We start from the raw sequence: 25,537 nt of genomic DNA, 5'->3' as shown, positions 1-25,537 counted from the left end.
GCTCCCAGCAGTGATCACCTTTCCGGCTGGCGGCGGTCAGCGCTATGGCGCAACCACCGAACCCACCGTCCCTCAGTTGTAGGAAGTCCACAAAACTTTTTGGCACCCCCGAGTGATCGGCTGACCAGGAAGATCATCGCCGGTCCGGTCAACAACCACCCGGCCCGACCATCCCGGCCCAGGCCAGGAACGCACCAGGAAAGGAGCGGCAATGAGGTCACCGCACCTCGTACGCCCACGTCTGGCGCTGCTGCTCGCGGCGGGACTCACCGCGCTCGTCACGCCGGCAGGCGTCGCCCACGCCGCGACCGCCACGGTACCCGCGACCGGCACCCCGATCACCATCACCTCGACCGAGCAGCTCGCCCCGGGCGTCACGTACGGCTCGTTCGAGGTGACAACGCCCCGGGGCGTCGGGTCGAGCACTGTCGCCGTCCGCGAGCCGGGCCAGGCCGCGGCCACCGCCCGCAACAGCCCGTCCGACGGTACGGAGCGAATCCGCGTACCGAGACTGTCGGCCCCGGGTCGGATAATCAGGCCGGCCGAAGGGACCTGATGACCATTCTCGACAAGCGAGCGCTCAACCGCGCGACGCTCGCCCGGCAGCTGCTGCTCGACCGCGCCGACCTGCCGGCGCTCGACGCCGTCGCCCACCTCGGCGGTCTGCAGGCCCAGGAGCCGCAGGAGCCGTTCATCGGGCTGTGGTCACGGCTGCGCGCGTTCGACCCGACGGTGCTCTCGAACCTGCTGACCCAGCGACACGTGGTGCGTACCCACCTCATGCGCCGCACCGTCCACCTGCTCGTCGCCGACGACGTCGTGGCCTGGCGCACCCGTCACGACGCCATGCTGCGCCAACGCGTGCTCGGGGTCTACCGCGGCGACCTCGACGGGGTGGACCTCGACGACCTCGCCACTGCCGCGCTTGCCGTGGTGGCCGACGGTGAGCCCCGCTCGATGCCCGACATCGGGCGGGCGCTCAGCGAGCGGTGGCCGACGCCGGGGCTGCGCGTGCTGGGCGAGATCGCTGTCGCGCTGCTCCCGATGACGCAGGTCCCGCCGCGCGGGGTGTGGCGGGCGAAGGGAGGCGCGCGTTACGTCCTGCTCTCCGCCTGGCTCGGCCGGGAGATCGACCCGCCGGCCGCGACCGGGGTCGATGAGGTCGGCCGGCTGCTGGTACGCCGTTACCTGGCCGCGTTCGGCCCGGCGGCCACGGCCGACCTGCGCGCCTGGTGCGGTCTCGCCGGGCTGCCGGCAGTGGTGACGGCCATGCGGGACGAGTTGGTGACCTTTCGCGACGAGCGTGGCCGGAAGCTCATCGACCTTCCCGACGCGCCGCGCCCCGATCCGGACACACCCGCCCCGGTGCGGTTCCTGCCGGCGTTCGACAACGCGATCCTCGGCTACGACGACCGCAGCCGGATCATCGACGACGCGCACCGTAACCTCTCGGTGGCCGGTGAGCGCGTGGTGCTCGTCGACGGTCGGGTCGCGGCGACCTGGACCGTCGACTCGGGGACGGTTGTCGTGAGACCGCTCGGCGGCCTCTCCCGGACGGAGCGGGATGCCGTGGCCGAGCAGGGGCAGGCACTGGCGTCCTTCCTCTCCGACAAGGAGAGCGATCGGGTGCGGGTCGATCCGTCTCCCCGGTGACGGACCAGGATGGTCCGACCCCGGGGAGACGAAGGCGTCAGTCGACGGTCGGCGGAGCCGTCCTCGCTGCCTCGGCGAGCGCTGCTGCCGCGCCGGCGTACGGGTTGTAGCTGTAGGTGCGGGCCAGGCCGCTCGGCACCGTGAAGTACGCGGCGGCCAGCTTCGCCGGGTCGCTGGCGATCTCGCCACGCGCGGGGGCGTCGTTGCCGTCGTCCCAGCCCCAGGGCGCGTTGGCCGAGTTGGTCGAACAACTCCAGGTGCCGACGCCGCAGTCGCCGGACGTGTCACCCGCGAACGTGCCGAGGCTGGCGAAGAGGCTCGCGTTGGACCGTTGCGCCCACAGGCCGCCGGTGGCGAAGATGTCGATCAGCTGATACCGCACGTCGCGGTCGTTGCCGCTGCTCGGCGTCTCGGCGACGGTCGACGGGTAATAGACCAGGCCGTCGCCGTTGATGTCGTACTGCGGGTGCGCCTTGAGGCCGTGGCCCTGCGCCTCCTGTGCCGTCACCGGGTGCTGGAACGTGTCGTGCGGTGACGCCTGGAACCGCAGGGTGCCGTCGATGCTCTCCCCGCCGCTGGTCCAGGTGCTGCCGGTCGGTGTGTAGGAGAAGAAGTCACTGTGCGCGACGGTGACAGCCGAACGGAGAACGCCGTACGTGGAGCCGTCGCGTTCGACCGCGAACAGCGCGCCCTCGCCGTCGTTCTCGTGCTCGGTCTCGAAGAACGGGTGGTCGGTCCAGTCGCGGGGGTGGAAGAAGAAGTATGTGATGTACCAGTGGGTGCTCGTCTCCACGACGGAGTAGTACACGTGCGCGGCGAGCGCGGCGCCTGCCTGGCCGGTCCGGTCCCAGTTGTTGCGTCCGTCCAGGTCGCCGTCGAAATCGACCCGGGTGACGTAGTCCGACTGCCCGCTGAGGGCGTGGCTGCCGGTGGCGTCGACGTCCTGGTAGTGGATGGGTGCCCAGCGGAGGGCCAGTTCGGCCCGGCTGGCGGCGGCGTCGGCGGGGCTGGGCGCGGCCAGCGCGGCGGCCGCCAGCACCACCGCGATCAGTACCCTCACTCCCCGGGGTCGCCGGGTCGTGCTTCTTGCGTCGAGCATGGTGTGCTCCCGTGTCCGAATGAATAGACCATGATGGATCATTCTCGGGGCGAGCGCCCGGCTGATGTCCCTTCGGCGACGAGAAAGCGGACGATGCTCGACGGCTTCGGGATCGGGTTGTATCGATACCTGTCGACTGCCATGCTGTGGTTCGGTCGTGCTCGGGGAGCCAGCGCGCACCAGATCTCCTCCGGTCCACGGGGCGCGCGAGGTGACCATGTCACCCGTGCCGGGCAGCTTCGTCGATGACCGGAAACCGGAGCGCGCACCGGCTACCACCTCGGTCATCGGTGCCCGCTGACCACGGAGGTTCCGATGCTTCGCATGTTCCTCGCTGTCACCACCATGGCGCTGGCCGCCTGGACCGGGACGACCAGCGCCACCGACGCGACGCCCGCCCCCACGCTGTCGGCCACGCCGTCGCCGTCGCCGACCATTGCCTGCCCACCGGCCCTGCCGGTCACCGGGAGCGTCGCCGGGGTCACCACCACGAGCGTGACCATCTCGTACTCGATCTTCTTCCGGCCGCCCTGCGGCTACGACCCGCCGATGACCGTCAGCCTCTTCGCCAGCCGGGAGGACGCCCAACAGTGGCGGACGCCGGTGGCCGAGGCGGTTTCCGGGCCGGAGCGCTTCGGCACGGTGACCATCGGGGGTCTGACGCCCGACACGGAGTACTGGTACCGGTTCAGCGACCCTGACGGCAAGCGCGACCCGTACATGATCGGGTCGGCGCGGACCGCCCCGCTGACCGCGTGCCGGGCGACGGCCACGATCGACGCCCGCTGGGGCAACGGTTTCGTCGCCACGGTCACCGTCCGCAACACCGGGACGCAACCCTTGGACCGCTGGCGCGTCTCCTGGCGGTGGTCCGGTGACGAGCGGGTCCAGACCGTCTGGGGTGGAGTGGTCGAGACCACCGGCGCCGACGTGTCGGTCCGCAACGCGTCCTACAACGGGACGCTGGCGCTGGACGGAGCGACGACGTTCGGGATGCTCGTGACGGCCAGTGCGGTTCCCGACGGGCTGACCATGAGCTGCGCCCGGTGAACGACGACCGCCCCGCTTCCGGCGCGACGGCGGGAGCGGGGCGGACGTCGTGTCGGTCAGGGCTTGCGGGCCACTGCCCCGTAGGCGTCGATCCCGACCGCGTCAGCGTCGTCCGGTCGCCACAGGGGGATCGGCACCAGGCCGGGCTCCACCTTGGTCAACCCGGCGAAGCAGGTGTCGAGCTCCTCCGGGCTGCGCAGGATGTACGGCACTCCACCGCTCTGTGCCAGCCGTTCGGCACCGGCGACGACGGCGGGGCTGGTGTCGGTGCCGTCCCAGAGCACGAGATAGCTGCCGGACGGCATCGCGGCCATCGTCCGCTCGACGATCGACCGCACCTCGGCCAGGTCGGGCTCGTAACCCATCACGCCCATGTACATCACGGCGATGGGCTGACTGAAGTCGAGCGTCTGCGCCGCCTCGGCGAGGATCTTCTCGGGGTCGTGGTAGTCGGCCGGAACGTAGGTGGTGACACCCTCCGACGTCGTGCTGGCCAGCAACGCCCGCGCGTGCACCAGCACCATCGGGTCGTTGTCCACGTAGACGATGCGGGAGTCGGGCGCGATGCCCTGGGCGACCGCGTGCGTGTTCTGCATGCTGGGGAGGCCGGTGCCGATGTCCAGGAACTGCCGGATGCCCGCTTCGGCCGCGAGGTAACGCACCGCCCGCACCAGGAACACACGGGACTGCTGTGCCATGAGGACGATCTCCGGGTAGACCTCGGCGACAGCGTCGCCGGCCGCCCGGTCGGACTGGAAGTTGTCCTTGCCGCCCATCCAGTAGTTCCAGATCCGTGCCGCGTGCGGCACGTCAGGCTGAAGCTTTGAGGCGAGTTCGGGGTCCGGGCCGGCCATGCCAGGCTCCTATCGAGGGGTCGTCAGCTGGAGGTCACCACTGCGGTACGAGCGGGATCGTACTCCGCTGATGTCCACAGTCGACCTGTGGTGGACGGGCCCGCGCGCAGCGGGTGGCGGGCGCTCACGGCGCCGTGCCCCGGTGGGCTGGGTGAACGCTTCGCCGATCAGCGGGGTGAAGCGCCTCAGCGGGTGGGGGCCTACCGAGGATGCTCGACCAAGGGTCTTGAAATCCTACTTTGTTGGTAGGAAAATCGACCGCATGCCGCCGGTTCGGTTGTTCACCTCCCGCCGGGTCGTCGACCTGATGCGGGTCGCCGCGCAGCTCTGTCCGGGCGCTCCCAGCCCCGCCTGAACGGGCCTTCGAGCCCTCGCCTGCCCGGTGTCCGTCGCCGACCTACCGCCGACGCGTGGCCGGTATCCCGCACCCCGCCAAGGTGGTGGTGCGCCCTTGAGGAGGACCTGTGACGATCGCCGATGCCCCAACGCACACCACCGCCGACCCCCAGTTCGAGTTCGACGAGGAGTGGCGGCAGTGGCACCGCAGCCACGAGCAGGTTCGGGCCGACCCGCACGGCTTCCTGGCCGTCACCGGTCTGCACTGGCTCACCGCGGGGCCTCAGCGTTTCCCGGACGTGCCGGGGGAGTGGTACACCGGTGAGAGCGGCCCGGTAGTGACTCTCGGCGCCGACGAGAAGTTGGTCATTGACGACCGGCCGATTCGAGGGCGGCACGAGTTCGGGCCGATCGCCGAGCGCGGCGGCGTCACAGTCGGCATCGACGGTGGGGTGCTGGAGGTGGCCCGCCGGGGTGGGCACGACATCCTCCGTCCCCGACGCCCGGATAACCCACTCCGTGTCGCCTACCGGGGTACCTCGACCTTTCCGCCCAGCCGCCGATGGGTCCTGCGCGGGCGCTTCGTGCCGTTCGACACCCCTCGGCCGACCACTGTCGGTGCGGCCGTTGAGGGGCTCACGCACGTCTACGACGCCCCCGGTCGGATCGAGTTCACCGTCGACGGGGTTCCGCTGAGCCTGACCGCGTTCAACGGCCACGTGCCGGGGAGCCTGTCGGTGCTGTTCACCGACGCCACCTCGGGCGTCACGACCTATCCGGCCAACCGCGCCCTCTCCGTCGCGGCGGCGGACGAGCAGGGCCGGGTGACGCTCGACTTCAACCGGGCGACCAACCTGCCGTGTGCGTACACCGATTTCGCGACCTGCCCGTTGCCCCCCGTGGAGAACCGGCTGCCGATCGCTGTCGAGGCGGGCGAGAAGACCCCGTACGAGCGGCTGGCGGGCGATCCCGTCGACCGTTCGTAGGCCCAGCGGACCAACCCCTCGGGAGGATCGCCATGACCCAGTCCACCGACGCCCCGATCGACGCCGACAGCGACGCGCTGCGGACGTTGCTGCGCCACCAGGCCAGCACCGTCACGGTGGTCACCGCTCCCGGCACGCCGGCGGTCGGCTTCACCGCCACCTCGTTCACCTCGGTGTCACTGGCGCCGCCGATCGTCTCGTTCTGCCTGAATCTCGGCTCGTCGAGCTGGCCCGCGGTGGCCCGTGCCCGACATGTGGCAGTGCATCTGCTCGCCTACCACCAGCAGGCGCTCGCCCGGACCTTCGCGACGAGCGGCATCGACCGGTTCGCCGGCTCCACCCGCTGGCGGATCGGCCCGGAGGGGGTGCCGATCCTCGACGACACCCTTGCCTGGTTGCTCTGCCGGGTCGTCGACCGGGTGACCGTCGGCGATCACGCCGTGGTGCTGGCCGAGCCGGAGGTGCTCCGGCACGCCGATGTCGGCTCGCCCCTGCTGTACCACCGGGGTCGCTACGCCGGTCTGGCCGGCGATCACGACCCGGCGGCCCGCCGCCCCGCCGCCTGACCGGTCCTCGGCACGCCTCTCACTGACGGGAACGATGCCATGCGCGCGGTTGTTGCTGCTCCGGACACCGACGAGGGGTTCCGGCTGACGGAACTGCCCGATCCCGTTCCGGGTCCCGGGCAGGTGCTTGTCGAGGTGCGGCACGCCGCCGTCAACGCGGGCGAGATCCGGCATCTCAGCGGCTGGCCGGCCGGAAGCGTGCTCGGCCATGACGCCGCAGGTCACGTGCTGCGAGGCGCGACCGACGGGACCGGCCCTCGCGAGGGTGACCGGGTGGTCGCCTTCGGGGCGGGTGCCTGGGCACGCCTCGCGGTGTTCGACGTGGACAGCGTGGCGGTGGTCCCCACCGCCGTCGACCTGGCCGAGGTCGCCGCACTGCCCATGGTCGGCCTGACCGCTCTGCGTACCTTGCGGACATCGGGCGCGCACCTCGGCCGCCGGGTTTTGATCACGGGTGCGTCCGGGGCGTGGGCCGGGTCGCCACCCAGCTCGCCCGGCATTGTGGCGCGTACGTGGTAGCGGTGGTCGGCTCTGCGGCGCGTGGTGCCGGGCTGACGGATCTCGGCGCGGACGAGGTGGTGGTCGGCCTCGACGCGGTCGTCGGCTCGGTCGACGTGGTGCTGGAGACGGTCGGCGGCCCGTCCCTGGTGACCGCCTGGGGTCTGCTGGCCCCGGGTGGGGTGTTGCACAGCATCGGCTGGGCGTCCGGCGAGCCGGCGGCCTTCCCGGTCAATTCCACCTTTGCTGGGGGGCGGCGAGGACGTTGCGGTCCTTCGGTGACGCGACCGCTGCGGGGCCGGATCTCGCGATTCTGATCGATCTCGTGGCACGTGGTGTGTTGCGTGCGCCGATCGGTTGGCGCGGCTCGTGGCAGCGTCTCGGGGAAGCCGCCGACGCGCTGCGGGGGCGCCGGGTGGCGGGCAAGGTCGTGCTCGACCTGGATTGAGGTCGACGCCCTGGGTTCCCCACCGGTCAGGACGTAATCCCTGCAAATCCTATAGCCTTAGTAGGTTATGCGTCAACGAATCGACGTCCTCACGTGCGATAGCCGACATCCGGCGGCCGATTCGTTGACACCACCACGCTCTGGAGGTGGACTCGGCTCATGTCCAGCGAGCTGCGGCTGACGATCCGCGGCCACATCGACTTCGGTCGGGTGTGGTCGAGTTCCTGTCTGGTCTGACCCGGCACCAACGCCCGTAACCCGGCCGGCCGTATCGGCCCGCCGAGGTGAGGCGCACCGCCGCGCCACCACCGCACCGACACCGCCACCGGCCCGCGCCAAGCGCAGGGGCCGACCGTCGGCATACCCGCTCGTACCTGCCTGGACAGGAGATCTCACCATGCCCGCGTACCGTCTGCGAACCCTGGCCGCCGCCGCGCTCGCCCCACTGCTCGCCGTCGTCGCCGGCTGCTCCACCGCGGCCCCGCCGGCCGCAGAGGCGGCCGGTCAGCCCCGCTCCGGTGGCACCCTCACCTGGGCCGTGGAGACCGAGCCGATCACCCTCAACCCGCACCAGTACGCCCAGGCGAAGGCTCGTCTGCTGGTCTGGAACACCTTCGAGTCGCTGCTGACCTACGACCAGCAGGGCAAGCTGGTGCCGTGGCTGGCGACCGGCTGGGCGGTCGCGCCGGACGGGCTCTCCTACACCCTGACGCTGCGCGAACGGGTCACGTTCACCGACGGCACGCCGTTCGACTCGGCCGCCGTCAAGGCCAACTTCGACAAACTCCGGGAGCCCGGGTACGCCCCGGCCGTCGCCGCCGTTCAACTGCGCAACCTCAAGGCCGTCCAGGCCGTCGACCCGCGCACCGTACGGCTCGTCCTCAGCGCGCCGGACGTGCTCATCCTCGACTTCCTCGCCTCCCCGCAGGGCGCGCAGATCTCCCCGACCTCGCTTCGACAGGCGAAGAACCTCAAGGCAGGTGGCGTGGACGTGGTCGGCACCGGACCGTTCGTACTGGACCGCTACGTCCCCGGTCAGGAGCTGCACTACCGCCGAAACGCAACGTACGACTCGGCGCCACCCACCGCGACGCACACCGGTCCGGCCCACCTCGACGGCATCACCTACCGGTTCCTCAAGGAGTCGGCGGTCCGCGTCGGTGCCCTCACATCGAGCCAGGTGCAGCTCATCGAGGGGGTACCGGCCACCGACCAGCCGCTGGTCACCGGCAACCGGATGCTGCGCCTGACCCGCGAGCTGAACTCCGGCTCCGCCTACTCCTACTACTTCAACACCTCACACGCACCCTTCGACGACCTGCGGGTCCGGCAGGCGTTCCGGGAGGCCGTCGACGTCGACACCGTCCTGAGGTCGGTCTACCGCGACACCGCCACCCGCGCCTGGAGCGTGATCAGCCCGTCCAGCCCCCTGTACGACAAGCGCCTCGAAGGTGGCTACAGCGGCGACACCGCCAAGGCGAACACGCTGCTCGACCAGGCTGGTTGGGCTGCCCGCGACGCCGACGGCTACCGGGTGAAGGCAGGCAGGCGGCTCACCGTACGGCTCGTGCAGTCAGCGCCCTTCGTCCGGGACCGCCGTGACGTCCTGGCCCAGGCCGTCCAGGCAGCCGTCAAGCAGAGCGCCGGCATCGACCTCAAGGTGTCGCTCGTCGACCAGGGCACCGCCACCGACGCGTTCCAGCGCAACGAGTACGAGGTCTTCGACAACTCGCGCGCCGACACCGACGCCGGGGCCGCCCTGAACCTGCTGCTGCACTCGAAGGGCGGCATCAACCGCACCCAGGTCAACGACCCGCGCATCGACCGGCTCCTGGAGGCGGGTCAGGCCGCCGCCGACCCGACGAAGCGTGCCGGCATCTACGCCGACCTGCAACAGCAGGTCGTCGCTGAGCAGGCCCTGCTGCTACCGCTGTACGCTCCAGCCGACCAGATCGCCGCCAGCACCGGCGTCGGCGGGGTGCGCTTCGAGCCCACCGCCGGGGTGCCCGCCAGCGCGTACGACCTGTGGATCGGCAAGTGACATGAGCCGCTTACCCGTGCGTGCCGTGGCCCGCCGGCTCGGTGCCGGCCTGGTCGTCCTCTGGGTCGCTGCCACCGCCGCCTACCTGGCGTTGCTGGCCGCGCCCGGTGACACAGTGGACAACATCGTCGCCGACGGCGCCGACACTCCACAGATCCGCGCCGAGATCACCGCCGAGTGGGGCCTGGATCGGCCGGCCGTCGTGCAGTACCTCGACTACCTCGGGCGGTTGGGTGGCGGCGACCTCGGTCGCTCGTACCTGCTGCAACGCCCCGTCACCGAGATCATCGGCGAACAACTCGCCCCCACCCTCACCCTCGCGGTCGCCGCCGCCGGGTTCGGGGTGCTGCTCGCCCTGATCGTCGCGGTGGCCACCGCCGGGGACCGGCGACAGTGGCTGCGCCGGGTCAGCTCCAGCACCGAACTGCTGCTGGTCTCCACCCCGTCGTTCCTGGTCGGCCTTCTGCTGCTCAGTGTGCTGTCGTTCCGGTTCGGGTTCTTCCCGGTCTCGGGCGACAGGGGGCTCAGCGCGTTGGTTCTCCCGGCCGTCACCCTCGCGTTACCCATCGCCGGGCTGCTCACCCAGGTGCTGCGTGACGGCATCGACAAGGCCCTCGACGAGCCGTTCGTGCTCACCGCCCGCGCCCGTGGCGTACGGGAACGAACCGTGCTGGTGCGCCATGCGTTGCGGCACGCGTTCCTGCCGGCCGTCAGTCTGGCCGGCTGGGTCTTCGGCGTCGTGGTCGGCGGCACCGTCATCGTCGAACAGGTCTTCGGTCGGCCTGGCCTCGGCCAGGTCACGCTCAGCGCGGTCACCGCCCGGGACATGCCTGTGGTGCTGGCCGTGGTCACCCTCTCCGCTGCCGGCTACGTCGTGGTCAACACCACTGCCGACCTGGCGTACCTGCTGGTTGATCCGCGTCTGCGAAGGAGCTGACCCCCGATGACAGTCACAGTGGGCCCCCCGCTCACCGACGCCCCGGCACTGACCCTCACCGACCCGGCCGATCGGGCCGTACGCCGACGGTCCTGGCCGCGACCCGGCCCGCTCGCCGCCGGGGCGTACCTCATCCTGCTGGTCGTCGCCGCGGCCTGGCCGACGGCACTCGCGCCCGGTGATCCGCTCGCGGCCGACCCGCTCGCGGTACTCCGTCCGCCCGATGCGGCGCACTGGTTCGGCACCGACCACCTCGGCCGCGACGTCCTGACCCGGGTGGTGCACGGCGCCGGTCACTCGCTGACCATCGGCGTCGCCGCCACCGCGATCGCGGTGACCGGGGGCGTCCTGCTCGGCCTGCTCGCGGGCCTCACGCACCGGGTCGCCGACGAGGCGCTGAGCCGCACGTTCGACGCACTCTCGGCGTTTCCCATGTTGCTGCTCGCCCTGCTGTTCATCGCCATCGCCGGAACCGGCACCGGCAGCCTGATCGTCGCCATCGGCATCGCCACCCTGCCGCACCACGCCCGGGTGGTCCGTGGTCAGACACTTGTCGTCCGCCGCTCCGGTTATGTCGAACAGGCTGTCACTTTCGGGCAGTCCCGGCCCCGGCTCGTGTTTCGACACGTGCTCCCTAACGTGGTAGGCCCGGTCCCGGTGCTCGCGGTCATCGGGCTCGGTGAGGCCATCCTGGCCGCCGCCGGTCTCAGCTTTCTCGGCATGGGTCCGCAGCCGCCGTCGCCGGAGTGGGGCGCGATGCTCTCCGAGGGACGCAACTACCTCCAGGTGGCCTGGTGGATCAGCATCCTGCCCGGCCTGGCGGTCACCGCCACGGTGGTGTCGCTGACCGTTGTCGGCCGCCGCTGGCAGGCCCGCTTCGACGGGCGGCAACGCTGATGTCCGCCCTTGTCACAGTCGAGGACCTGCGCGTCGACTTCGACACCCCGACCGGCCCGGTGGCCGCGGTACGCGGCGTCAGCTTCACCGTCGAGCGTGGCGAGTGCGTGGCCGTCGTCGGAGAGTCCGGCTCCGGCAAGAGCGTCACCGCCCGTACGCTGGTCGGCCTCGCTGGCCCGGGCGCGCGGGTCCGCGCCGGCCGACTCGAACTGGCCGGCCAGGATGTGCGAGGCCACCGGCCACGGGACTGGCGACGTGTCCGCGGCCGCCTTGCCGGTCTGGTCCTGCAGGACGCGCTGGTCTCCCTCGACCCGCTGCGCACGGTGGGCGCCGAGATCGGCGAGGTGCTCAGCACACACGAGATCGTCAGCCGCCGGGAACGGGCCGGCCGGGTCACCCACCTGCTCGACCAGGTCCACCTGCCGGAGCCCGAGCGCCGGGCCCGGCAGTACCCGCACCAGCTCTCCGGTGGGCTGCGGCAGCGGGCGCTGATCGCCTCGGCGATCGCGGGCGAACCGGCGCTGCTGATCGCCGACGAGCCGACCACCGCGCTGGACGTCACAGTGCAGGCGCAGATTCTCCGTCTGCTCGCCGAGCGACGCGCTGCCGGCGTGAGTCTCCTGCTGATCAGCCACGATCTGGCAGTCGTCGCCCAGATCGCCGACCGGGTCCTGGTGCTGCGCGATGGCCGGATCGTCGAGCAGGGCCCCACCGACCGGCTACTGCGGGCGCCGGAACACCCGTACACCCGGCAGTTGCTGGCCGCGGTGCCCTCCGCGACGTCGCGAGGCCGCCGGCTCGCCGGGGCGTCACCGGCCGGGGGGGCACGGACGGCGCTGCCCGCCCGGCCCGAGGTCCGCGCCGACGACACAGTGCTCGACGCGGACAGCCTGACCAAGAGGTACGGCGAGCACACCGTCGTGCGGGACGTGTCCTTCACCATCGCTCGAGGCGAGACGCTCGGTCTGGTGGGCGAATCCGGCTCCGGCAAGAGCACAGTTGCCCGGATCGTCGCCGGTCTGCTCGACGCCGACGCGGGGACCGTCACCTTCGAGCAGACGCCGTGGGCCGGCGTGCCGGAACGGGCCCGCCACCCACTGCGGCGCACGTTACAGCTGATCTCGCAGGACCCGCTGAGCTCCTTCGACCCTCGCTACAGCGTCGGGCGGGTCGTCGCGGAGAACGTCGGCCCCGATGTCGGTCGGGCGGACCGCCGCGATCACGTCATCGACCTGCTGCGGCGCGTGGGTCTCAGCCCGGACCTGCTCGACCGGCACCCCCGGCAGCTCTCCGGCGGGCAGCGGCAGCGCGTCGCCATCGCCCGCGCCATCGCTCCCCGACCCAGCCTCATCATCTGCGACGAACCGGTCTCCGCCCTCGACGTCTCCGTGCAGGCCCAGGTCCTCGACCTGCTGGCCGAGCTGCGCGCCACAGACGGCACCGCACTGCTCTTCATCTCCCACGACCTGGGCGTCGTGCACCACCTCAGTGACCGGGTGCTGGTGATGCACGAGGGCGCGGTGGTCGAGCAGGGACCGGTCGGCGACGTCTTCACCTACCCCCGACACGACTACACGCGGTCCCTGCTGAACGCGCTGCCCACGCTGGTCACCGCCGGCCGACCGGAGGAGAGACACCAATGACCGACACGAGCCTGCATGTGGCCGTGGCCCTCGACGGCCTCGGCTGGCACCCTGCCGCCTGGCGGCTCTCGCACGCCGACGCGACAGCGCCCCTCACCGCCCGCTACTGGAACGCCCTCGTCGGCGAGGCCGAACACGCCGCACTGGACCTGCTCACCATCGAGGACAGCCTCGACCTCCAGTCGTCCCGGCCCGACGGCCCGGACGACCGCGTCGACGAGGTACGCGGACGCCTCGACGCGGTGCAGATCGCGGCCCGTGTCGCCCCGCTGACCCGGCACATCGGTCTGATCCCGACCACCAGCACCACCCACACCGAGCCGTTCCACCTCTCTACGGCGATAGCCACCCTCGACCACATCAGCGGCGGGCGGGCCGGTTGGCGGCCCCGGGTCTCCGCGCGCAGGGCCGAGGCCAGGCACTTCGGTCGCCGCGACATACCGGCACTGGACCTGGCCCGCCTCGACGAACCGGAAGCCGTGCAGCTCGTCGGTGACCTCTTCGCCGAGGCGGGCGACGCGGTGGAGGCGGTCCGCCGGCTCTGGGACAGCTGGCAGGACGACGCCGTGATCCGGGATCTGCCGACCGGCCGTTTCGTCGACCGGGAGCGGCTGCACTACGTCGACTTCACCGGCCGGTGGTTCTCCGTCAAGGGCCCCTCCATCGTGCCCCGGTCGCCGCAGGGTCAACCGGTCGTCGCCGCGCTAGCGCACTCGTCGGTGCCGTACGCGTTCGCCGCCCGGCACGCGGACATCGTCTTCGTCACCCCGACAGACCCCGGCCACGCCGCCGCGATCGTGGCCGAGGTACGGGCGGCCGAGGAGACCGTCGGCCGAGTGGATCCGCCGCTGCGCGTCCTCGCCGACCTGGTCGTGTTCCTCGACGAGACATCGACATTTGCCCGGCACCGTCGTACCCGCCTCGACGAGCTGCACGGCGACGAGTTCACGTCCGACGCGACAATCTTCACCGGTACCCCGGGGGAGTTGGCCGACCTGCTCACCGAGTGGCACCGCGCCGGAGTGGACGGTTTCCGGCTGCGTCCCGCCGTGCTCCCGGACGACCTGACCGCGATCACCCGGGCACTGGTGCCCGCGCTGCGCGACCGCGGGCTGTTCCGTGCCGGCTACCCCGGCGGGACGCTGCGCGACCTGCTCGGCCTTCCCAGACCGGCGAGCCGCTACGCCGCCGCGACCGCCTGAGCATTGGAGACCGTCATGCCCAAGCAGATCATCCTGGCCGCGCACTTTCCCGGCGTGAACAACACCACCGTGTGGAGTGACCCTGCCTCCGGCAGCCAGATCGACTTCTCGTCCTTCGTCCACCTGGCCCGCACCGCCGAGCGCGGCAAGTTCGACTTCTTCTTCCTCGCGGAGGGGCTGCGGCTGCGGGAGCAGCGGGGGCGCATCCACGACCTGGATGTGGTCGGACGCCCGGACACCCTGACCGTGCTCGCCGCCCTCGCGGCGGTCACCACCCACCTGGGCCTGGCCGGCACCCTCAACACCACCTTCCGGGAGCCGTACGAGCTGGCCCGGCAGTTGGCCAGCCTCGACCATCTTTCCGGCGGGCGGGCCGCCTGGAACGTCGTCACCACCTCCGACGCGTTCACCGGGGAGAACTTCCGCCGGGGCGGCTACCTCGACCGCACGCTGCGCTACGAGCGGGCCGCCGAGTTCGTGCGTACCGCCCGGAAGTTGTGGGAGTCGTGGCCGGCGGAGGCGATCGTGGGCGACCGGAACGGCGGCCGGTACGTCGCCGAGGCCGCGCCCGGCGCCTTCGCCCACGACGGCGACCAGTTCGACATTTCCGGGCACTTCACGGTGCCCCGCAGTCCTCAGGTGCACCCGGTGATCCTCCAGGCCGGCGACTCTCCCGACGGTCGCGAGTTCGCCGCGTCCAGCGCCGACGCGATCTTCTCCCGGCACGGCACCCTGGAGGACGGCCGGGAGTTCTACCGGGACGTGAAGTCGCGGCTCGCCTTCTACGGCCGTCAACCCGACGACCTGAAGGTGATCCCTGGTGTCACGTTCGTGCTCGGCGACACCGACGCCGAGGCGCAGGAACGCGCGCATCACATCCGCCGGCAGCAGGTCAGCCCGCAGACCGCCATCCTGCTATTGGAACAGCTCTGGAACCGGGACCTGTCCGGGTACGACCCGGACGGCCCCCTGCCCGCCGAGGACCCCGACGTCTCCGGCGACGCGATCAGCCGGGGCCGGGCCGGCATGTACTCCGACCCGGTCGGCACCGCCCGGCGGTGGCGGGCCCTGGCCGAGGAGAAGGGGCTCGGCATCCGCGACCTGATCATCGAGGTCACCGGCCGGCAGTCGTTCGTCGGCACCCCACGGCAGGTCGCCGACCGGATGAACCACTTCGTGCAGTCGGACGCCGCTGACGGTTTCATCCTGGTGCCGCACCTGACCCCGGGTGGCCTCGACGACTTCGTCGACCGGGTCGTCCCGCTGCTTCAGGAGCGCGGCGTCTTCCGCACCGAGTACGAGGGCACCACCCTGCGAGACCATCTCGGGCTCCGCCCCGCCCGCGCGGTCAACCAGGTCGGTGTGGTGTGACCCCGCCGCTCACCGCCTGCCAGCGACGCCGACCCGACCCACCTGCCTGACCCTGCCTCCCCGAAAGTGACGGTACCGGCGTGAAGTTCCTGTTGATAACGCTCATCACCCACCTGCCCGACCCGGTCACCGGTCAGCACAGGAGCACCACCGAGCGGTTTCGGGAGGTGGTCGACACGGCCGTCCTCGCCGAGGAACTCGGGTTCGACGGGTACGGCGTCGGTGAACGGCACGAGCGCCCGTTCATCTCGTCGTCGCCGCCGGTGGTGCTGAGTCACATCGCGGCCCGTACCTCCACCATCCGCCTGTTCACTGCGGTCACCACGCTCAGCCTGCTCGACCCCGTCCGCGCCTACGAGGACTACGCCACCCTCGACCACCTCTCCGGCGGCCGACTCGAGTTGATCATCGGTAAGGGAAACGGTACGGCGCAGGCGCAGCTGTTCCACGTCACCGCAGACGACCAGTGGGACCGCAACCGGGAGGGCTACGAGCTGTTCCGCAGGCTCTGGCGTGAGGAGAAGGTCACCTGGTCCGGGACGTACCGGCCGTCGCTGTCCGACGCCGAGACCTGGCCGCGCCCGCTCCAACAGCCCATCAGGGTCTGGCACGGCAGCGCCACCAGCAGAGACTCCGTCGACCTCGCCGCACGGTACGGCGACCCGATCTTTTCCGCGAACGTCACCAACCCGATCGAGCCGTACGCCGAACTCATTCGCCACTACCGGGAACGGTGGGTGCACTACGGGCACGACCCAGCCGACGCCCTCGTCGGCGCCGGTACCGCCGGCTTCCACGTAGCGCGCACCTCGCAGGAGGCGATCGAGCGGTACCGGCCGATCTTCGACGCCCGGGTGGCCGCGTTCCGGCGACTCGGCGTGCCACCGGTCTTCGGCACCCTGGAGGACGCCATCGACCGCAGTTCGATCCTGGTCGGCAGCCCGCAGCAGCTCGTCGACAAGGTGCTGCGCTATCACGAACAGTTCGGCCACGAGGTCATCCACCTCCAGGCCGACCATGACGGGCTGACCGACAAGCAGCACCGCGAGAGCCTGGAGCTGTTCCAGGCCGAGGTGGCGCCGGTGCTGCGCCGGGAGATCCCGAGCCGTCCCTTCCCGACGGTGACCGTACCCACCACGACCTGACCAGAACGGGGACCACAATGCCCTCCACCCCACTGTCCATTCTCGACCTATCGCCGGTGCCCGCCGGTGGCACCGTCACCGACGCCCTCCGCAACACCGTCGATCTGGCCCGCCGGGCAGAGCAGTCCGGCTACCACCGTTACTGGCTGGCCGAGCACCATCTCGCTGCCGGTGTCGCCAGCTCCGCTCCGGCCGTTCTCATCGGGCAGGTCGCCGCGGCCACCAGCGCGATCCGCGTCGGCTCCGGGGCCGTCCAGGTCGGCCACCGCACCGCACTGTCGGTCGTCGAGGAGTTCGGCACCCTCGCCGCGCTCTACCCGGGCCGCATCGACCTCGGGCTCGGCCGCTCAGGTCAGCGGCGCGTCGAGGCCGCCCGGGAGGTCGCCGCGCCCACACCGCCAGCTGTCGATGCTCGGATCGTCGACGGGCTGCTCATCCCTCCGCCGTTCTCCTACGCCCAGGTGCTCGCCTCGCCGCGCTTCGCCCAGGCCAGCGCCCTGCTGCACCAACCGGGCGCCCAGCCACCGCCCTTCGCCGAACAGGTCGCCGACGTCCTGGCCCTGCTGCGCGGCGACTACACCGACGCCGACGGTCTGGACGCGCACGCCGTGCCAGGGGAAAGCACCGATCTCCAGGTGTGGCTGCTGGGCAGCAGCGGAGGGGAGAGCGCCCAACTCGCCGGCGCGCTGGGCCTGCCCTTCGCCGCCAATTACCACGTCAGCCCATCGTCGGTGCTCGACGCGGTCACCGCCTACCGTGCCGCGTTCCAGCCCTCGACCACGCTCACCGAGCCGTACGTGGTGGTCTCCGCCGACGTGGTCGTGGGCGAGACCGACGACGCCGCACGGCGGCTGGCCGCACCGTACGGCCCGTGGGTGCGCAGCATCCGCAGCGGCGAGGGTGCGATCCCGTTCCCGAGCCCTGAGCAGGCCGCCGCGCTGCCGTGGGCCGACGCCGATCGGAAGCTGGTCGCCGACCGGGTGGACACCCAGTTCGTCGGCTCGCCCACGACGGTGGCCGAGCGGCTGCGCACCCTGCGGGACGTCACCGCCGCCGATGAGTTGCTCGTCACCACGATCACCCACGCCCACACCGACCGGGTCAGCTCCTACGAGCTGCTGGCCAAGGAGTGGAACGGCTGACCCGGATGGTGTTCAGGACACCGTCACCGGGTGGCGGACGACACCGTCGAACAGGTAGCCGAGAGCGTTGGGGCGGGCCTGGTCCGGCTGGCTCGCCCCGGTGACGTCGGTGGCCCGTGCCAGCAGGGTCCACCGGCCGGGCCGCGGCGGGCGCCAGCGCGCCGTCCAGCGCTGCCAGACGCCGCCCTCGTCGTCGGGGTGGAGATCGGCGAGCTGCCAGGTCGCCCCGTCGTCGGTGCTGATGTCGACAGCGCGGATCGGGCCGTTGCCGGACCAGGACCGACCGGGTATCAGCAGTTGCCCGCCGCTCGGAACGCTGACGTTCCACGGCAGCTCGACGGCGCTCTTGACCACCGGCGTTGTCACGAGGCGACCGCCGGCAGGATGGCCGGGCCCGAACATCCGGTAGAACCGGGTGTTCCACGGCGAGGACAGGGGTGTGGCCGAGACCTCGATTGGGCCGATCCACTTGATCGAGGAGATGCCGATCCAGCCCGGGACCACCACCCGCACCGGGAAGCCGTGGTCGACCGGCAGCGTCTCCCCGTTCATCTCGTACGCCAGCAGCACGTCGTCGAGGGCTTTGGCGATCGGGATCGGGCGGCGCACCCGGCCGAGATTCTCCCCGCCGGTCACGAAGTCCGGGTCCAGGCCCTCGGGCTGCACGTCGATCGCGTCGTTGGTCAGGCCGGCGTGGCGCAGGACTGTCGACAGCCGTACGCCGCGCCAGCGCGCCGCCCCCACCGCGCCGAGACCCCACGGCACCCCGGGTGTCGGATGGGCCTGTTGCGAGGCGAAGAAGCGTCGGCCGTTGCCCGCGCACTCCAGCAGGGCCGCGGTCTCCTCGGCGGGCATGGCCCGCAGGTCGCCGTAGTCGAACTCGACCGGGTCGTCACGGGTCGGTGAGCCCCGCAGGCCGGTGCCGAACAGGCGCAGACGCCACGTCTCCACGTCCAGCAGCGGACTGCGGGTGTGGTTGCGGACGAAGAACCGGTCGGTGGGGACCGTGAAGCCCTGCCCCGCCATGGCCTCCCACCGCATCTCGGCGTTGCCGTCGCGAACGGTGAGCAGCCGTGGTGGCAGTGGCTTGACGATCGTCGCGGCATCGCGGGACGGGAGGGAAAGTGTCACCCGGATCCTCCCTACGAACGGTTTGTTGGCAAGTCCTATTGAATCAATAGGACTTGCGGCCTGGCCAGTCTGGGCCTGACCTGCGCGTGGCGAGGTCTTTGCGGAATCGCGGTCATCGGTGGACCACCCCGTTCTGGTACGCCCACACGACGGTCTGTAGCCGGTCCCGTGCGCCGATCTTCGTCATGGCGCGCCCGAGGTGCGACTTGACAGTGCTGGTCTCGATGAAGAGCCGCTCGGCGATCTCGACGTTCGACAGGCCCTGCGCGAGCAACTCCACGATCTCGGTCTCCCGCGCGGTCAGCTGGTGCGCCGCCGCCGCGTCCGAGCGAGGAGCGGGCGTACGCCTGGCGAACTCGGAGATCACCCGACGGGTGACGGCCTGGTCGACGAGCCCGTAACCGCTCGCCAGCCGACGGATCGCCTCGATCAGCTCCTCGGGCTCACAGTCCTTGAGGATGAACCCGCTGGCGCCGGACTCCAACGCGCCGAAGACGTACTCGTCGAGGTCGAAGGTCGTCACGACCAGCACCGCCGGTGGCGTCCCGCTCGCCTCGGCGACGATCTGCCGGGTCGCGGTGAGCCCGTCGCCGTGCGGCATTCGGACGTCCATGCAGATGACGTCCGGTTGCAGCCGGCGGGCCAGCTCCACGGCGGCGGACCCGTTCGACGCCTCGGCCACGACCTCGATCTCGCCGGCCTGCTCCAGGATGACGCGAAAGCCTGCGCGGACCACTGCCTGGTCGTCCACGAGCATCACTCTGATCATGCCGGGGCCTCTTCCTTCGGACGGGATGCGGCGGGACCGTTCGTCGGGAGCGTCGCGGCGACCGACCAGCCACCGGCCGCCGTCGGGCCGGCGGTGAACGTCGCCCCGACCAGCTGGGCCCGCTCACGCATGCCCACCAGGCCGACGCCGCCGGTGCGTGCCGCCGGTACGCGTCGCGGCGCAGCGGGTTCGTTCACCACCTCCAGCGACACCGAGCGGGGCTCGAAGCGGAGAACCACCCGCGCCGCAGCGCCCGGGGCGTGCTGGCGTGCGTTGCTGAGCGACTCCTGCGCGATCCGGTAGAGCGCGACGTCGGCGATCGGTGGCACCTCGCGCTGCTCGCCCTCCCGGACGAACTCCACCGGGCCGGCGAGGTCGCCCGCGGTGCGGACGAGGTCGTCGAGCATGCCCAGCCCCGGCACCGGAGTGGCACCGTCGCCGCCCTCGTGCCCCGGTCTGCCGCGCAGCACACCGACGACCAGCCGCAGGTTGTCCAGGGTCTCCTTGCCCTGGCTACGGATCCAGGCGACACCGGCCTTCGCGGCCGCCGGGTCCCGGTCGATCAGCCGCTCGACCGCCGCCGCCTGCACGACCATGCCGGAGAGGTGGTGCGCGGCCACGTCGTGCAACTCCCTGGCCATCCGGGAGCGCTCCGCGCCGATCGCCGCCTGGACCTTCGTGTGCTGCTCCCGGATCGCCTCGTCCGCCCGCACCCGGACCAACTCCACGTAGCGTCGGTAGGTGGCCACGTAGCCGCCGACGAAGGTCGCGCCGGCGTAGGTCAGGGCGCTCGCCGAGACGTACGCGATGGCCGTCAGCAGATCCGGGGTCACCACGACGGCCGCCCCGATCGACTCCACCACCACGACCGCGCTGACGGCCAGCAGCGCACGGCGAACCGGCAGCAACGACCCGACCGTGTACGCCGCGACGAACGGTGCGAGGCCCCGGATGGTCGCCTCCGGCAGAGAGAAGCCGATGATGGGCAGTTGAAGGCCGACGACGAGCGCGAGGCAGAGCAGCGGCCGGACCCGACGCAGGCACAGCAGCATCGCCTGCGCGCAGCAGATGGCGACGAGCAGCCAGGCCCGCGCCGGGTCGAACGACACCCCATCTTCCGGTGCCACGAACCAGAACAGCGCGGTGAGCAGTACGAACGTCAGGACGGTCAGCGCGGCGGCCAGCAGGCAGTCCCGGCGGAAGACGCCGTTCACCCCGAGCCGGGTGAGCCGTCCGTCGAGCCACTTCGTCAGTCGCGGTGTGCCGGGTTCGGTGTCGACGTGGTCCCTCATGCGGTGCGCATCCTTGCTCCGGATCGTCCCGGGTCGGGCGGGTCAGTAGGAGATGCTAGGCGCGAGCAGGTGGAACTCCACCGCGAACCAGCCCGCTCCGGCGAGAGCGACCAGGATCAGGCCGCTGCCGGTGATCCGCCGCCAGCCGACGTGGCGTCGCACGTCGTCGACGAGCCGGACGGCGGCGGGCAGCACTCCGAGCAGACCGAGCAGTTGCAGCACCTGGATGGTGCGCAGTGCGGGCCCGGGAACGTCCTGGAGGCTCATGATGCTGCCGATGGTCAGCACCCAACCGGCGAACGCGAGCAGCGTGCCGGCGACAGCGAGGCGGCTCAGGATCCGCGCGGTGCGCCCCGCCCGTTCCCGGGGAGCGCGCCCGAGCCGACGGCGGACGATCGCGCCGACCGGCCAGGACAGCACGGCGAGCAGCAGCACGACGGTGGACAGGACCAGCACCGGGACGGCCACGGCGGAGGCGCGGGCCGGCTCGACGGGTAGCAACGCGAACGCGGAGTCGAAACTGATCGCCTCGACCTGGTCGTCGGTCGCCCGCATGGCGATCGTGCGCTGCCCGCCGACCTCGCGCCAGACCCAGGGCGCCACCTCTTCGTAGAGGGCGGGAGAGTCCGACAGCGGGCCCGGGTTCACCAGCAACCGGTCGCCGTCGGCAACGCTGACAGTGGTCCGACCGACCAGGCCGATCGCCGTCAGGAAGTTGCTCCCGATCGCCCGCGAGGACTCGTAGGTGCCGGCGGCCAGCGCGGCGTGCTCGGCGGTGGTCGCCGGGTCCACGCCGGCGGTCTGCTGGGCGTCGCGGGCGGGGAAGTAGCGGTCGGCGAAGCCGTTCACCACCGAATCGCGAAGCTCGTGGCTGTCGAGGGCACCGGAGCCGTTGCTGTTGAGGGACAGGAAGATCCCGGCGCGGTCGTCGGGGTAGATCTGCAGGTGCGAGTGGAAGTACTTGGTGTCGCCGCCGTGGCCGAGGATCCGGTGGCCGTTGCGGTCCTCGGTGAAGAATCCGAGGGTCATCCGGGGCCCGTCGGCCAGCGTGCCCAACGACGTCGCGTCGAGTGCCGGTCGCTGCATCAGCTCACGGGTCGGTTGGTCCAGCAGGGGCGCGAAGCCCACCGGCTCGCCGAGCTGGGCGAGCATGAATCGCGCCATGTCCGTCGCCGGGGCGCTCAGCGCACCGGGCGGGGGCGTGCCGACAATCTCGAACGGCCCGGCAGGCCCGGCGGAGGTGTCGTACCCGTTGGACATCCGGTCGCGCAGCGCCGCCGGGAGGGGCTGCTCGAAGGTCGACGACGGCATGCCCGCGCGGTCCAGGATGTTGCGTTGGACGTACTCCTCGAAGCGCGTCCCGCTGACGCGTTCGACGATGTAGCCGGCGAGCGCGTTGCTGTAGTTGGAGTACGCCGGGACGGTGCCGGGCTGGTAGATCTGCTCCGGTGGGTCGGTCATCAGGGCCTTGCGCAGGTTGAGGTCGCTGCCGTCGGTGCCGATGAGGCCGGCGATCCGCTCCTCGAAGCCGGCGGTGTGCGTCAGCAGGTGCCGCAGGGTGACGGCCCGCTCGTGGCGGAGCGGCAGTTCGAAGTCGAGGTACGTCCTGACGTCGGTGTCGAGGTCGAGCTTCCCGTCCTGCACGAGTTGCAGCACCGCGGTGGCGGTGACGAGCTTCGACACCGATCCCATCCGGAACAGATGGCGGTCCGGGTCGACCGGTACACCGGCGCTCTCGCCGGCCCCGGTGTCGGCGTACCCGTACCCCCGGGTTGTAAGGATCTTGCCGTCGTTCACGACGGCGACAGTGGCTCCCGCGATGCCGCTACGGTCGAGTGCGGCCGGCAGCAGGCCGTCGAGCCAGGCGTTGACGTCGGTGTCGGTCAGGGCGGAACCCGCCCCGCTCGCGGCGGCCGGTGCCGCCGGAGCGTCGATGGGCGGTGCGGGGTTGTGCTGCGCCGCTCCGCAGCCAGCGGCGCTGACAGCGATGACGGCAGTGGTCAGGAGCACCGCGCCGAGTCGGACGACCGGCCGGGGTGCAGCGGGGGCGAGAAGGGATAGAGAGCGCATCGTCTGCCAGTGCCTTTCCTGGGCGAACGGGTGTCCGGAGCAGGTCCGTACGGCGTCACCCGATGCCGTGGAACAAGCCTGTTCGAGTGACCGCCCCGAGCCATCTGGCGCGAGACGGCAATGCGCTTACGACCTGAGGAGGAGGGCGGGTGCACCGATGGTGGGCAGGTTTGCCCCCGATCGAGGGACATCGTTTGACTTGTGCGACGAATGCATCTTTGATGGTCGATGTGCTTGTTCGGCGTGGTCGGGCGCTTCGTCGTCTGGGTGGGCCGGTCGATGCCCTGAGCCTGGAGGACTGATGCGAGTCGTCGCACGGAGGAACCCACTACGCCCACGACGACGGCTGTTGCCGGTGGCGATGGCGGCGGTGACGCTGCTGAGCCTGGCCGTCGGTGTGCCGGCGTCCGCCGCGGCGCCGTCGACAGTCGTGGGCGTGGCCAGCGGTCGTTGCCTGGACGTGGTCGGCAACGTCAGGACCGCCGGTGCCGGCATCAACATCTACGACTGCAATGGCCAGGCCAATCAGGCGTGGACCTTCACCTCAAGTGGTGAGCTGCGGGTCTACGACGACACGATGTGCCTGGACGTGGTCGGTCAGGACACCACCGCGCCGGCCGCGCTACAGATCAACAACTGCACCGGTGGGGCGAACCAACGCTGGCGGACCACCACCTCGGGGACGATCGTCGGCGTCCAGTCCGGTCTGTGCCTGGATGTGAACGGCGCCGGCACCGCCAACAGCACCACGGTCGGTCTCTGGACCTGCAACGGGCAGTCCAACCAACGGTGGACGACGTCCTTCGGCAGCGCCGACAGCCAGCCGCCGACGGCGCCGGGCAGCCCTCGGGTCAGCGGTCTGACCTGCAACTCGGTGACGTTCGCGTGGAACGCCTCGACGGACAACGTCGCCGTGACCTTCTACGACATCTACCACGACGGCCAGTTGATGACGTCGGTGAGCGGTACGACGCTCTCCACCAACCTGACCGTGGTGGCCGGGGCGACCTGGGGTCTGTACGTCAACGCCCGCGACGCCGCCGGCAACGTCTCGCAGGCGAGCGCCACCGTCTCGATCACACCGCCGCCCTGTCAGGCCGACAGTCAGCCGCCCACCGCGCCGCAACAGCTCACCGGCACCGCGTCGGGCACCACCGTGACGCTGCGCTGGACCGCGTCGACCGACAACATCGGGGTGCGGGCGTACGACATCTACCGGGCCGGCGCGAAGGTGGGCACTGTCACCGGCGCGCCGCCGGCGACCACGTTCACCGACAGCGGCCTGACGGCGAACACCTCCTACCAGTACTACGTGGTGGCTAGGGACGGGCAGGACAACGCCTCGTCGCGCAGCGGCACCACGACGGTGACCACCGGCGCGGCGTGCGCCAACCCGGTGTGCGGGGTGCGGCAAATCACCACCGACACCGACATCCCGTGGGGTCTGGTGACGTTGCCCGACGGCAGCGTGCTCTACAACCGGCGCGACGCGCACGACATCATCCAGCTCAACCCGAGCACCGGGGCCAAGACCAACCTGGGCACCGTGCCGAACGTGCAGAGCACCGACGGTGAGGGTGGCCTGTTGGGTCTCGCCATCTCGGCCAGCTACTCCAGCGACCGGTGGCTCTACATCATGCACACCTCGCCGAGCGACAACCGCATCGTCCGGATCAGGCTGGAGAACGGGCGACTCAACACCGCCAGCGAGCAGGTCCTGCTCAGCGGCATCCGGCGTAACAAGTACCACGACGGTGGTCGCCTGCGGTTCGGCCCGGACGGCAAGCTGTACGCCAGCACCGGCGACGCGCAGAACGGCAACTACGCCCAGGACCGGTCCAGCCTCGAAGGCAAGATCCTGCGACTCAACCCGGACGGCACCGTCCCCTCGGACAACCCGTTCGGCAACTACGTGTGGAGCTACGGCCACCGCAACCCGCAGGGGCTGGCGTTCGACTCGCAGGGCCGGCTGTGGGAGCAGGAGTTCGGCAACTCGGTGATGGACGAGACCAACCTGATCACCAAGGGTGGAAACTACGGCTGGCCGGCCTGCGAGGGCACCAGCGGCACGTGCGGTACGGCCGGGTTCATCGCGCCGGCGCGCACGTACCCGACTGCTGAAGGGTCCTGCTCCGGCATCACGATCGTCCGCGACGCGCTCTACGTGGCCTGCGCCCGAGGCGCTCGGATGTACCGGGCGGTGATCAGCGGCAGCAGCCTGACGAACGTGCAGACGTACTTCAGTGGCACCTACGGCCGGCTGCGGACCGTGGAGCCGGCTCCGGACGGCGGGCTGTGGCTGACCACCACCAACGTCGGTGACAAGGACAGCACCCCGAACAACAGCAACGAGAAGATCCTGCACGTCACGCTCGGCAGCTAGTTTCTGCGACCGACCAGGGCCGCC

The 25,537-nt window shown here is 71.0% G+C and carries 23 protein-coding genes; 17 read left to right on the top strand and 6 right to left on the bottom strand.

All coding sequences use genetic code 11. From position 1 onward, the window contains the following. Positions 1-211: 211 nt before the first annotated feature. Both AB0B48_RS10320 and AB0B48_RS10315 read left to right on the top strand, forming a co-directional pair. Entirely contained in the window at positions 212-556 is a 345-nt protein-coding gene (locus AB0B48_RS10320) for a hypothetical protein (RefSeq protein WP_357198779.1), read from the top strand. Further along, positions 556-1,653, top strand: a complete 1,098-nt coding sequence (locus AB0B48_RS10315) for a winged helix DNA-binding domain-containing protein (protein WP_357198776.1) — start codon at positions 556-558, stop codon at positions 1,651-1,653. Before AB0B48_RS10320 ends, AB0B48_RS10315 begins: the two co-directional genes overlap by 1 nt. Before the next feature lie 37 nt (positions 1,654-1,690). Here AB0B48_RS10315 and AB0B48_RS10310 read toward each other — a convergent pair whose 3' ends face one another. Then, complete coding sequence (locus tag AB0B48_RS10310; RefSeq protein ID WP_357198773.1) at positions 1,691-2,713, bottom strand: hypothetical protein; 1,023 nt, start codon at positions 2,711-2,713, stop codon at positions 1,691-1,693. 354 nt (positions 2,714-3,067) lie between these two features. Between AB0B48_RS10310 and AB0B48_RS10305 the strand changes: the two genes are divergently transcribed. Beyond that, the gene (locus tag AB0B48_RS10305) at positions 3,068-3,802 is read left to right on the top strand and encodes a cellulose binding domain-containing protein (RefSeq protein ID WP_357198770.1); all 735 of its coding nucleotides are present in this window, start codon (positions 3,068-3,070) and stop codon (positions 3,800-3,802) included. Positions 3,803-3,858: 56 nt separating this feature from the next. On the opposite strand, the gene AB0B48_RS10300 is transcribed toward AB0B48_RS10305, so the two are convergent. Continuing rightward, entirely contained in the window at positions 3,859-4,656 is a 798-nt protein-coding gene (locus AB0B48_RS10300) for an SAM-dependent methyltransferase (RefSeq protein WP_357198767.1), read from the bottom strand. A gap of 464 nt (positions 4,657-5,120) precedes the next feature. Here AB0B48_RS10300 and AB0B48_RS10295 point away from each other — a divergent pair, with 464 nt between their 5' ends. From AB0B48_RS10295 to AB0B48_RS10235, 13 genes are all read left to right on the top strand, one after another. Continuing rightward, entirely contained in the window at positions 5,121-5,978 is an 858-nt protein-coding gene (locus AB0B48_RS10295; RefSeq protein WP_357198764.1) for a DUF1684 domain-containing protein, read from the top strand. 32 nt (positions 5,979-6,010) lie between these two features. Next, positions 6,011-6,544, top strand: coding sequence for a flavin reductase family protein (locus AB0B48_RS10290; protein WP_357198761.1), 534 nt, complete (start codon positions 6,011-6,013; stop codon positions 6,542-6,544). Positions 6,545-6,583: 39 nt separating this feature from the next. After that, positions 6,584-7,063, top strand: coding sequence for an alcohol dehydrogenase catalytic domain-containing protein (locus tag AB0B48_RS10285; protein ID WP_357198758.1), 480 nt, complete (start codon positions 6,584-6,586; stop codon positions 7,061-7,063). Beyond that, a complete protein-coding gene (locus AB0B48_RS10280; RefSeq protein ID WP_357198755.1) occupies positions 7,012-7,359 on the top strand; it encodes a zinc-binding dehydrogenase in 348 nt (115 codons plus the stop codon). The genes AB0B48_RS10285 and AB0B48_RS10280 overlap by 52 nt, the downstream gene beginning before the upstream one ends. Before the next feature lie 8 nt (positions 7,360-7,367). Further along, positions 7,368-7,490: a hypothetical protein gene (locus tag AB0B48_RS10275; protein WP_357198753.1), complete on the top strand. Its 123-nt coding sequence runs from the start codon at positions 7,368-7,370 to the stop codon at positions 7,488-7,490. A 397-nt stretch (positions 7,491-7,887) separates the two neighbouring features. After that, positions 7,888-9,531: an ABC transporter substrate-binding protein gene (locus AB0B48_RS10270; protein WP_357198750.1), complete on the top strand. Its 1,644-nt coding sequence runs from the start codon at positions 7,888-7,890 to the stop codon at positions 9,529-9,531. A 1-nt stretch (position 9,532) separates the two neighbouring features. Then, positions 9,533-10,468 carry an ABC transporter permease gene (locus tag AB0B48_RS10265; RefSeq protein WP_357198747.1) on the top strand — a complete coding sequence of 312 codons (936 nt, stop codon included), beginning with the start codon at positions 9,533-9,535 and terminating at the stop codon, positions 10,466-10,468. Positions 10,469-10,474: 6 nt separating this feature from the next. Next, the gene (locus AB0B48_RS10260) at positions 10,475-11,365 is read left to right on the top strand and encodes an ABC transporter permease (RefSeq protein ID WP_357198744.1); all 891 of its coding nucleotides are present in this window, start codon (positions 10,475-10,477) and stop codon (positions 11,363-11,365) included. Beyond that, positions 11,365-13,008, top strand: a complete 1,644-nt coding sequence (locus AB0B48_RS10255; protein WP_357198741.1) for an ABC transporter ATP-binding protein — start codon at positions 11,365-11,367, stop codon at positions 13,006-13,008. The genes AB0B48_RS10260 and AB0B48_RS10255 overlap by 1 nt, the downstream gene beginning before the upstream one ends. Further along, complete coding sequence (locus tag AB0B48_RS10250; protein ID WP_357198738.1) at positions 13,005-14,210, top strand: LLM class flavin-dependent oxidoreductase; 1,206 nt, start codon at positions 13,005-13,007, stop codon at positions 14,208-14,210. The genes AB0B48_RS10255 and AB0B48_RS10250 overlap by 4 nt, the downstream gene beginning before the upstream one ends. 15 nt (positions 14,211-14,225) lie before the next feature. Next, positions 14,226-15,581, top strand: a complete 1,356-nt coding sequence (locus AB0B48_RS10245; RefSeq protein WP_357198735.1) for an NtaA/DmoA family FMN-dependent monooxygenase — start codon at positions 14,226-14,228, stop codon at positions 15,579-15,581. A gap of 80 nt (positions 15,582-15,661) precedes the next feature. Next, entirely contained in the window at positions 15,662-16,726 is a 1,065-nt protein-coding gene (locus tag AB0B48_RS10240; RefSeq protein WP_357198732.1) for an LLM class flavin-dependent oxidoreductase, read from the top strand. Positions 16,727-16,743: 17 nt separating this feature from the next. Then, positions 16,744-17,868: an LLM class flavin-dependent oxidoreductase gene (locus AB0B48_RS10235; protein ID WP_357198729.1), complete on the top strand. Its 1,125-nt coding sequence runs from the start codon at positions 16,744-16,746 to the stop codon at positions 17,866-17,868. Between the two features lie 12 nt (positions 17,869-17,880). Here AB0B48_RS10235 and AB0B48_RS10230 read toward each other — a convergent pair whose 3' ends face one another. The 4 genes from AB0B48_RS10230 to AB0B48_RS10215 all read right to left on the bottom strand — a co-directional run bounded on the left by AB0B48_RS10230 (position 17,881) and on the right by AB0B48_RS10215 (position 23,070). Next, on the bottom strand, positions 17,881-18,999 hold the full coding sequence (locus tag AB0B48_RS10230) for a sulfite oxidase (protein WP_357198726.1): 1,119 nt from the start codon (positions 18,997-18,999) through the stop codon (positions 17,881-17,883). A 112-nt stretch (positions 19,000-19,111) separates the two neighbouring features. Then, entirely contained in the window at positions 19,112-19,768 is a 657-nt protein-coding gene (locus AB0B48_RS10225; protein ID WP_357198724.1) for a response regulator transcription factor, read from the bottom strand. Continuing rightward, positions 19,765-21,060 carry a histidine kinase gene (locus tag AB0B48_RS10220; protein ID WP_357198721.1) on the bottom strand — a complete coding sequence of 432 codons (1,296 nt, stop codon included), beginning with the start codon at positions 21,058-21,060 and terminating at the stop codon, positions 19,765-19,767. The genes AB0B48_RS10225 and AB0B48_RS10220 overlap by 4 nt, the downstream gene beginning before the upstream one ends. Before the next feature lie 42 nt (positions 21,061-21,102). Further along, on the bottom strand, positions 21,103-23,070 hold the full coding sequence (locus tag AB0B48_RS10215) for a serine hydrolase domain-containing protein (protein WP_357198718.1): 1,968 nt from the start codon (positions 23,068-23,070) through the stop codon (positions 21,103-21,105). Positions 23,071-23,431: 361 nt separating this feature from the next. Between AB0B48_RS10215 and AB0B48_RS10210 the strand changes: the two genes are divergently transcribed. Then, positions 23,432-25,513, top strand: coding sequence for a PQQ-dependent sugar dehydrogenase (locus AB0B48_RS10210; RefSeq protein WP_357198715.1), 2,082 nt, complete (start codon positions 23,432-23,434; stop codon positions 25,511-25,513). Positions 25,514-25,537 lie beyond the last annotated feature (24 nt).

Source organism: Micromonospora sp. NPDC049089 (assembly GCF_040648775.1).
Lineage (GTDB): Bacteria > Actinomycetota > Actinomycetes > Mycobacteriales > Micromonosporaceae > Micromonospora.
This window is presented reverse-complemented; position numbering and strand designations above follow the sequence as displayed.

Bases quoted from the DNA above. Each gene is read 5' to 3' on its own strand.
- AB0B48_RS10315 (WP_357198776.1), top strand. From the start codon at position 556: ATGACCATTCTCGACAAGCGAGCGCTCAACCGCGCGACGCTCGCCCGG.
- AB0B48_RS10260 (WP_357198744.1), top strand. From the start codon at position 10,475: ATGACAGTCACAGTGGGCCCCCCGCTCACCGACGCCCCGGCACTGACC.
- AB0B48_RS10220 (WP_357198721.1), bottom strand. From the start codon at position 21,060: ATGAGGGACCACGTCGACACCGAACCCGGCACACCGCGACTGACGAAG.
- AB0B48_RS10300 (WP_357198767.1), bottom strand. From the start codon at position 4,656: ATGGCCGGCCCGGACCCCGAACTCGCCTCAAAGCTTCAGCCTGACGTG.
- AB0B48_RS10270 (WP_357198750.1), top strand. From the start codon at position 7,888: ATGCCCGCGTACCGTCTGCGAACCCTGGCCGCCGCCGCGCTCGCCCCA.
- AB0B48_RS10210 (WP_357198715.1), top strand. From the start codon at position 23,432: ATGCGAGTCGTCGCACGGAGGAACCCACTACGCCCACGACGACGGCTG.
- AB0B48_RS10245 (WP_357198735.1), top strand. From the start codon at position 14,226: ATGCCCAAGCAGATCATCCTGGCCGCGCACTTTCCCGGCGTGAACAAC.
- AB0B48_RS10290 (WP_357198761.1), top strand. From the start codon at position 6,011: ATGACCCAGTCCACCGACGCCCCGATCGACGCCGACAGCGACGCGCTG.
- AB0B48_RS10320 (WP_357198779.1), top strand. From the start codon at position 212: ATGAGGTCACCGCACCTCGTACGCCCACGTCTGGCGCTGCTGCTCGCG.
- AB0B48_RS10235 (WP_357198729.1), top strand. From the start codon at position 16,744: ATGCCCTCCACCCCACTGTCCATTCTCGACCTATCGCCGGTGCCCGCC.
- AB0B48_RS10225 (WP_357198724.1), bottom strand. From the start codon at position 19,768: ATGATCAGAGTGATGCTCGTGGACGACCAGGCAGTGGTCCGCGCAGGC.
- AB0B48_RS10305 (WP_357198770.1), top strand. From the start codon at position 3,068: ATGCTTCGCATGTTCCTCGCTGTCACCACCATGGCGCTGGCCGCCTGG.
- AB0B48_RS10265 (WP_357198747.1), top strand. From the start codon at position 9,533: ATGAGCCGCTTACCCGTGCGTGCCGTGGCCCGCCGGCTCGGTGCCGGC.
- AB0B48_RS10250 (WP_357198738.1), top strand. From the start codon at position 13,005: ATGACCGACACGAGCCTGCATGTGGCCGTGGCCCTCGACGGCCTCGGC.
- AB0B48_RS10255 (WP_357198741.1), top strand. From the start codon at position 11,365: ATGTCCGCCCTTGTCACAGTCGAGGACCTGCGCGTCGACTTCGACACC.
- AB0B48_RS10285 (WP_357198758.1), top strand. From the start codon at position 6,584: ATGCGCGCGGTTGTTGCTGCTCCGGACACCGACGAGGGGTTCCGGCTG.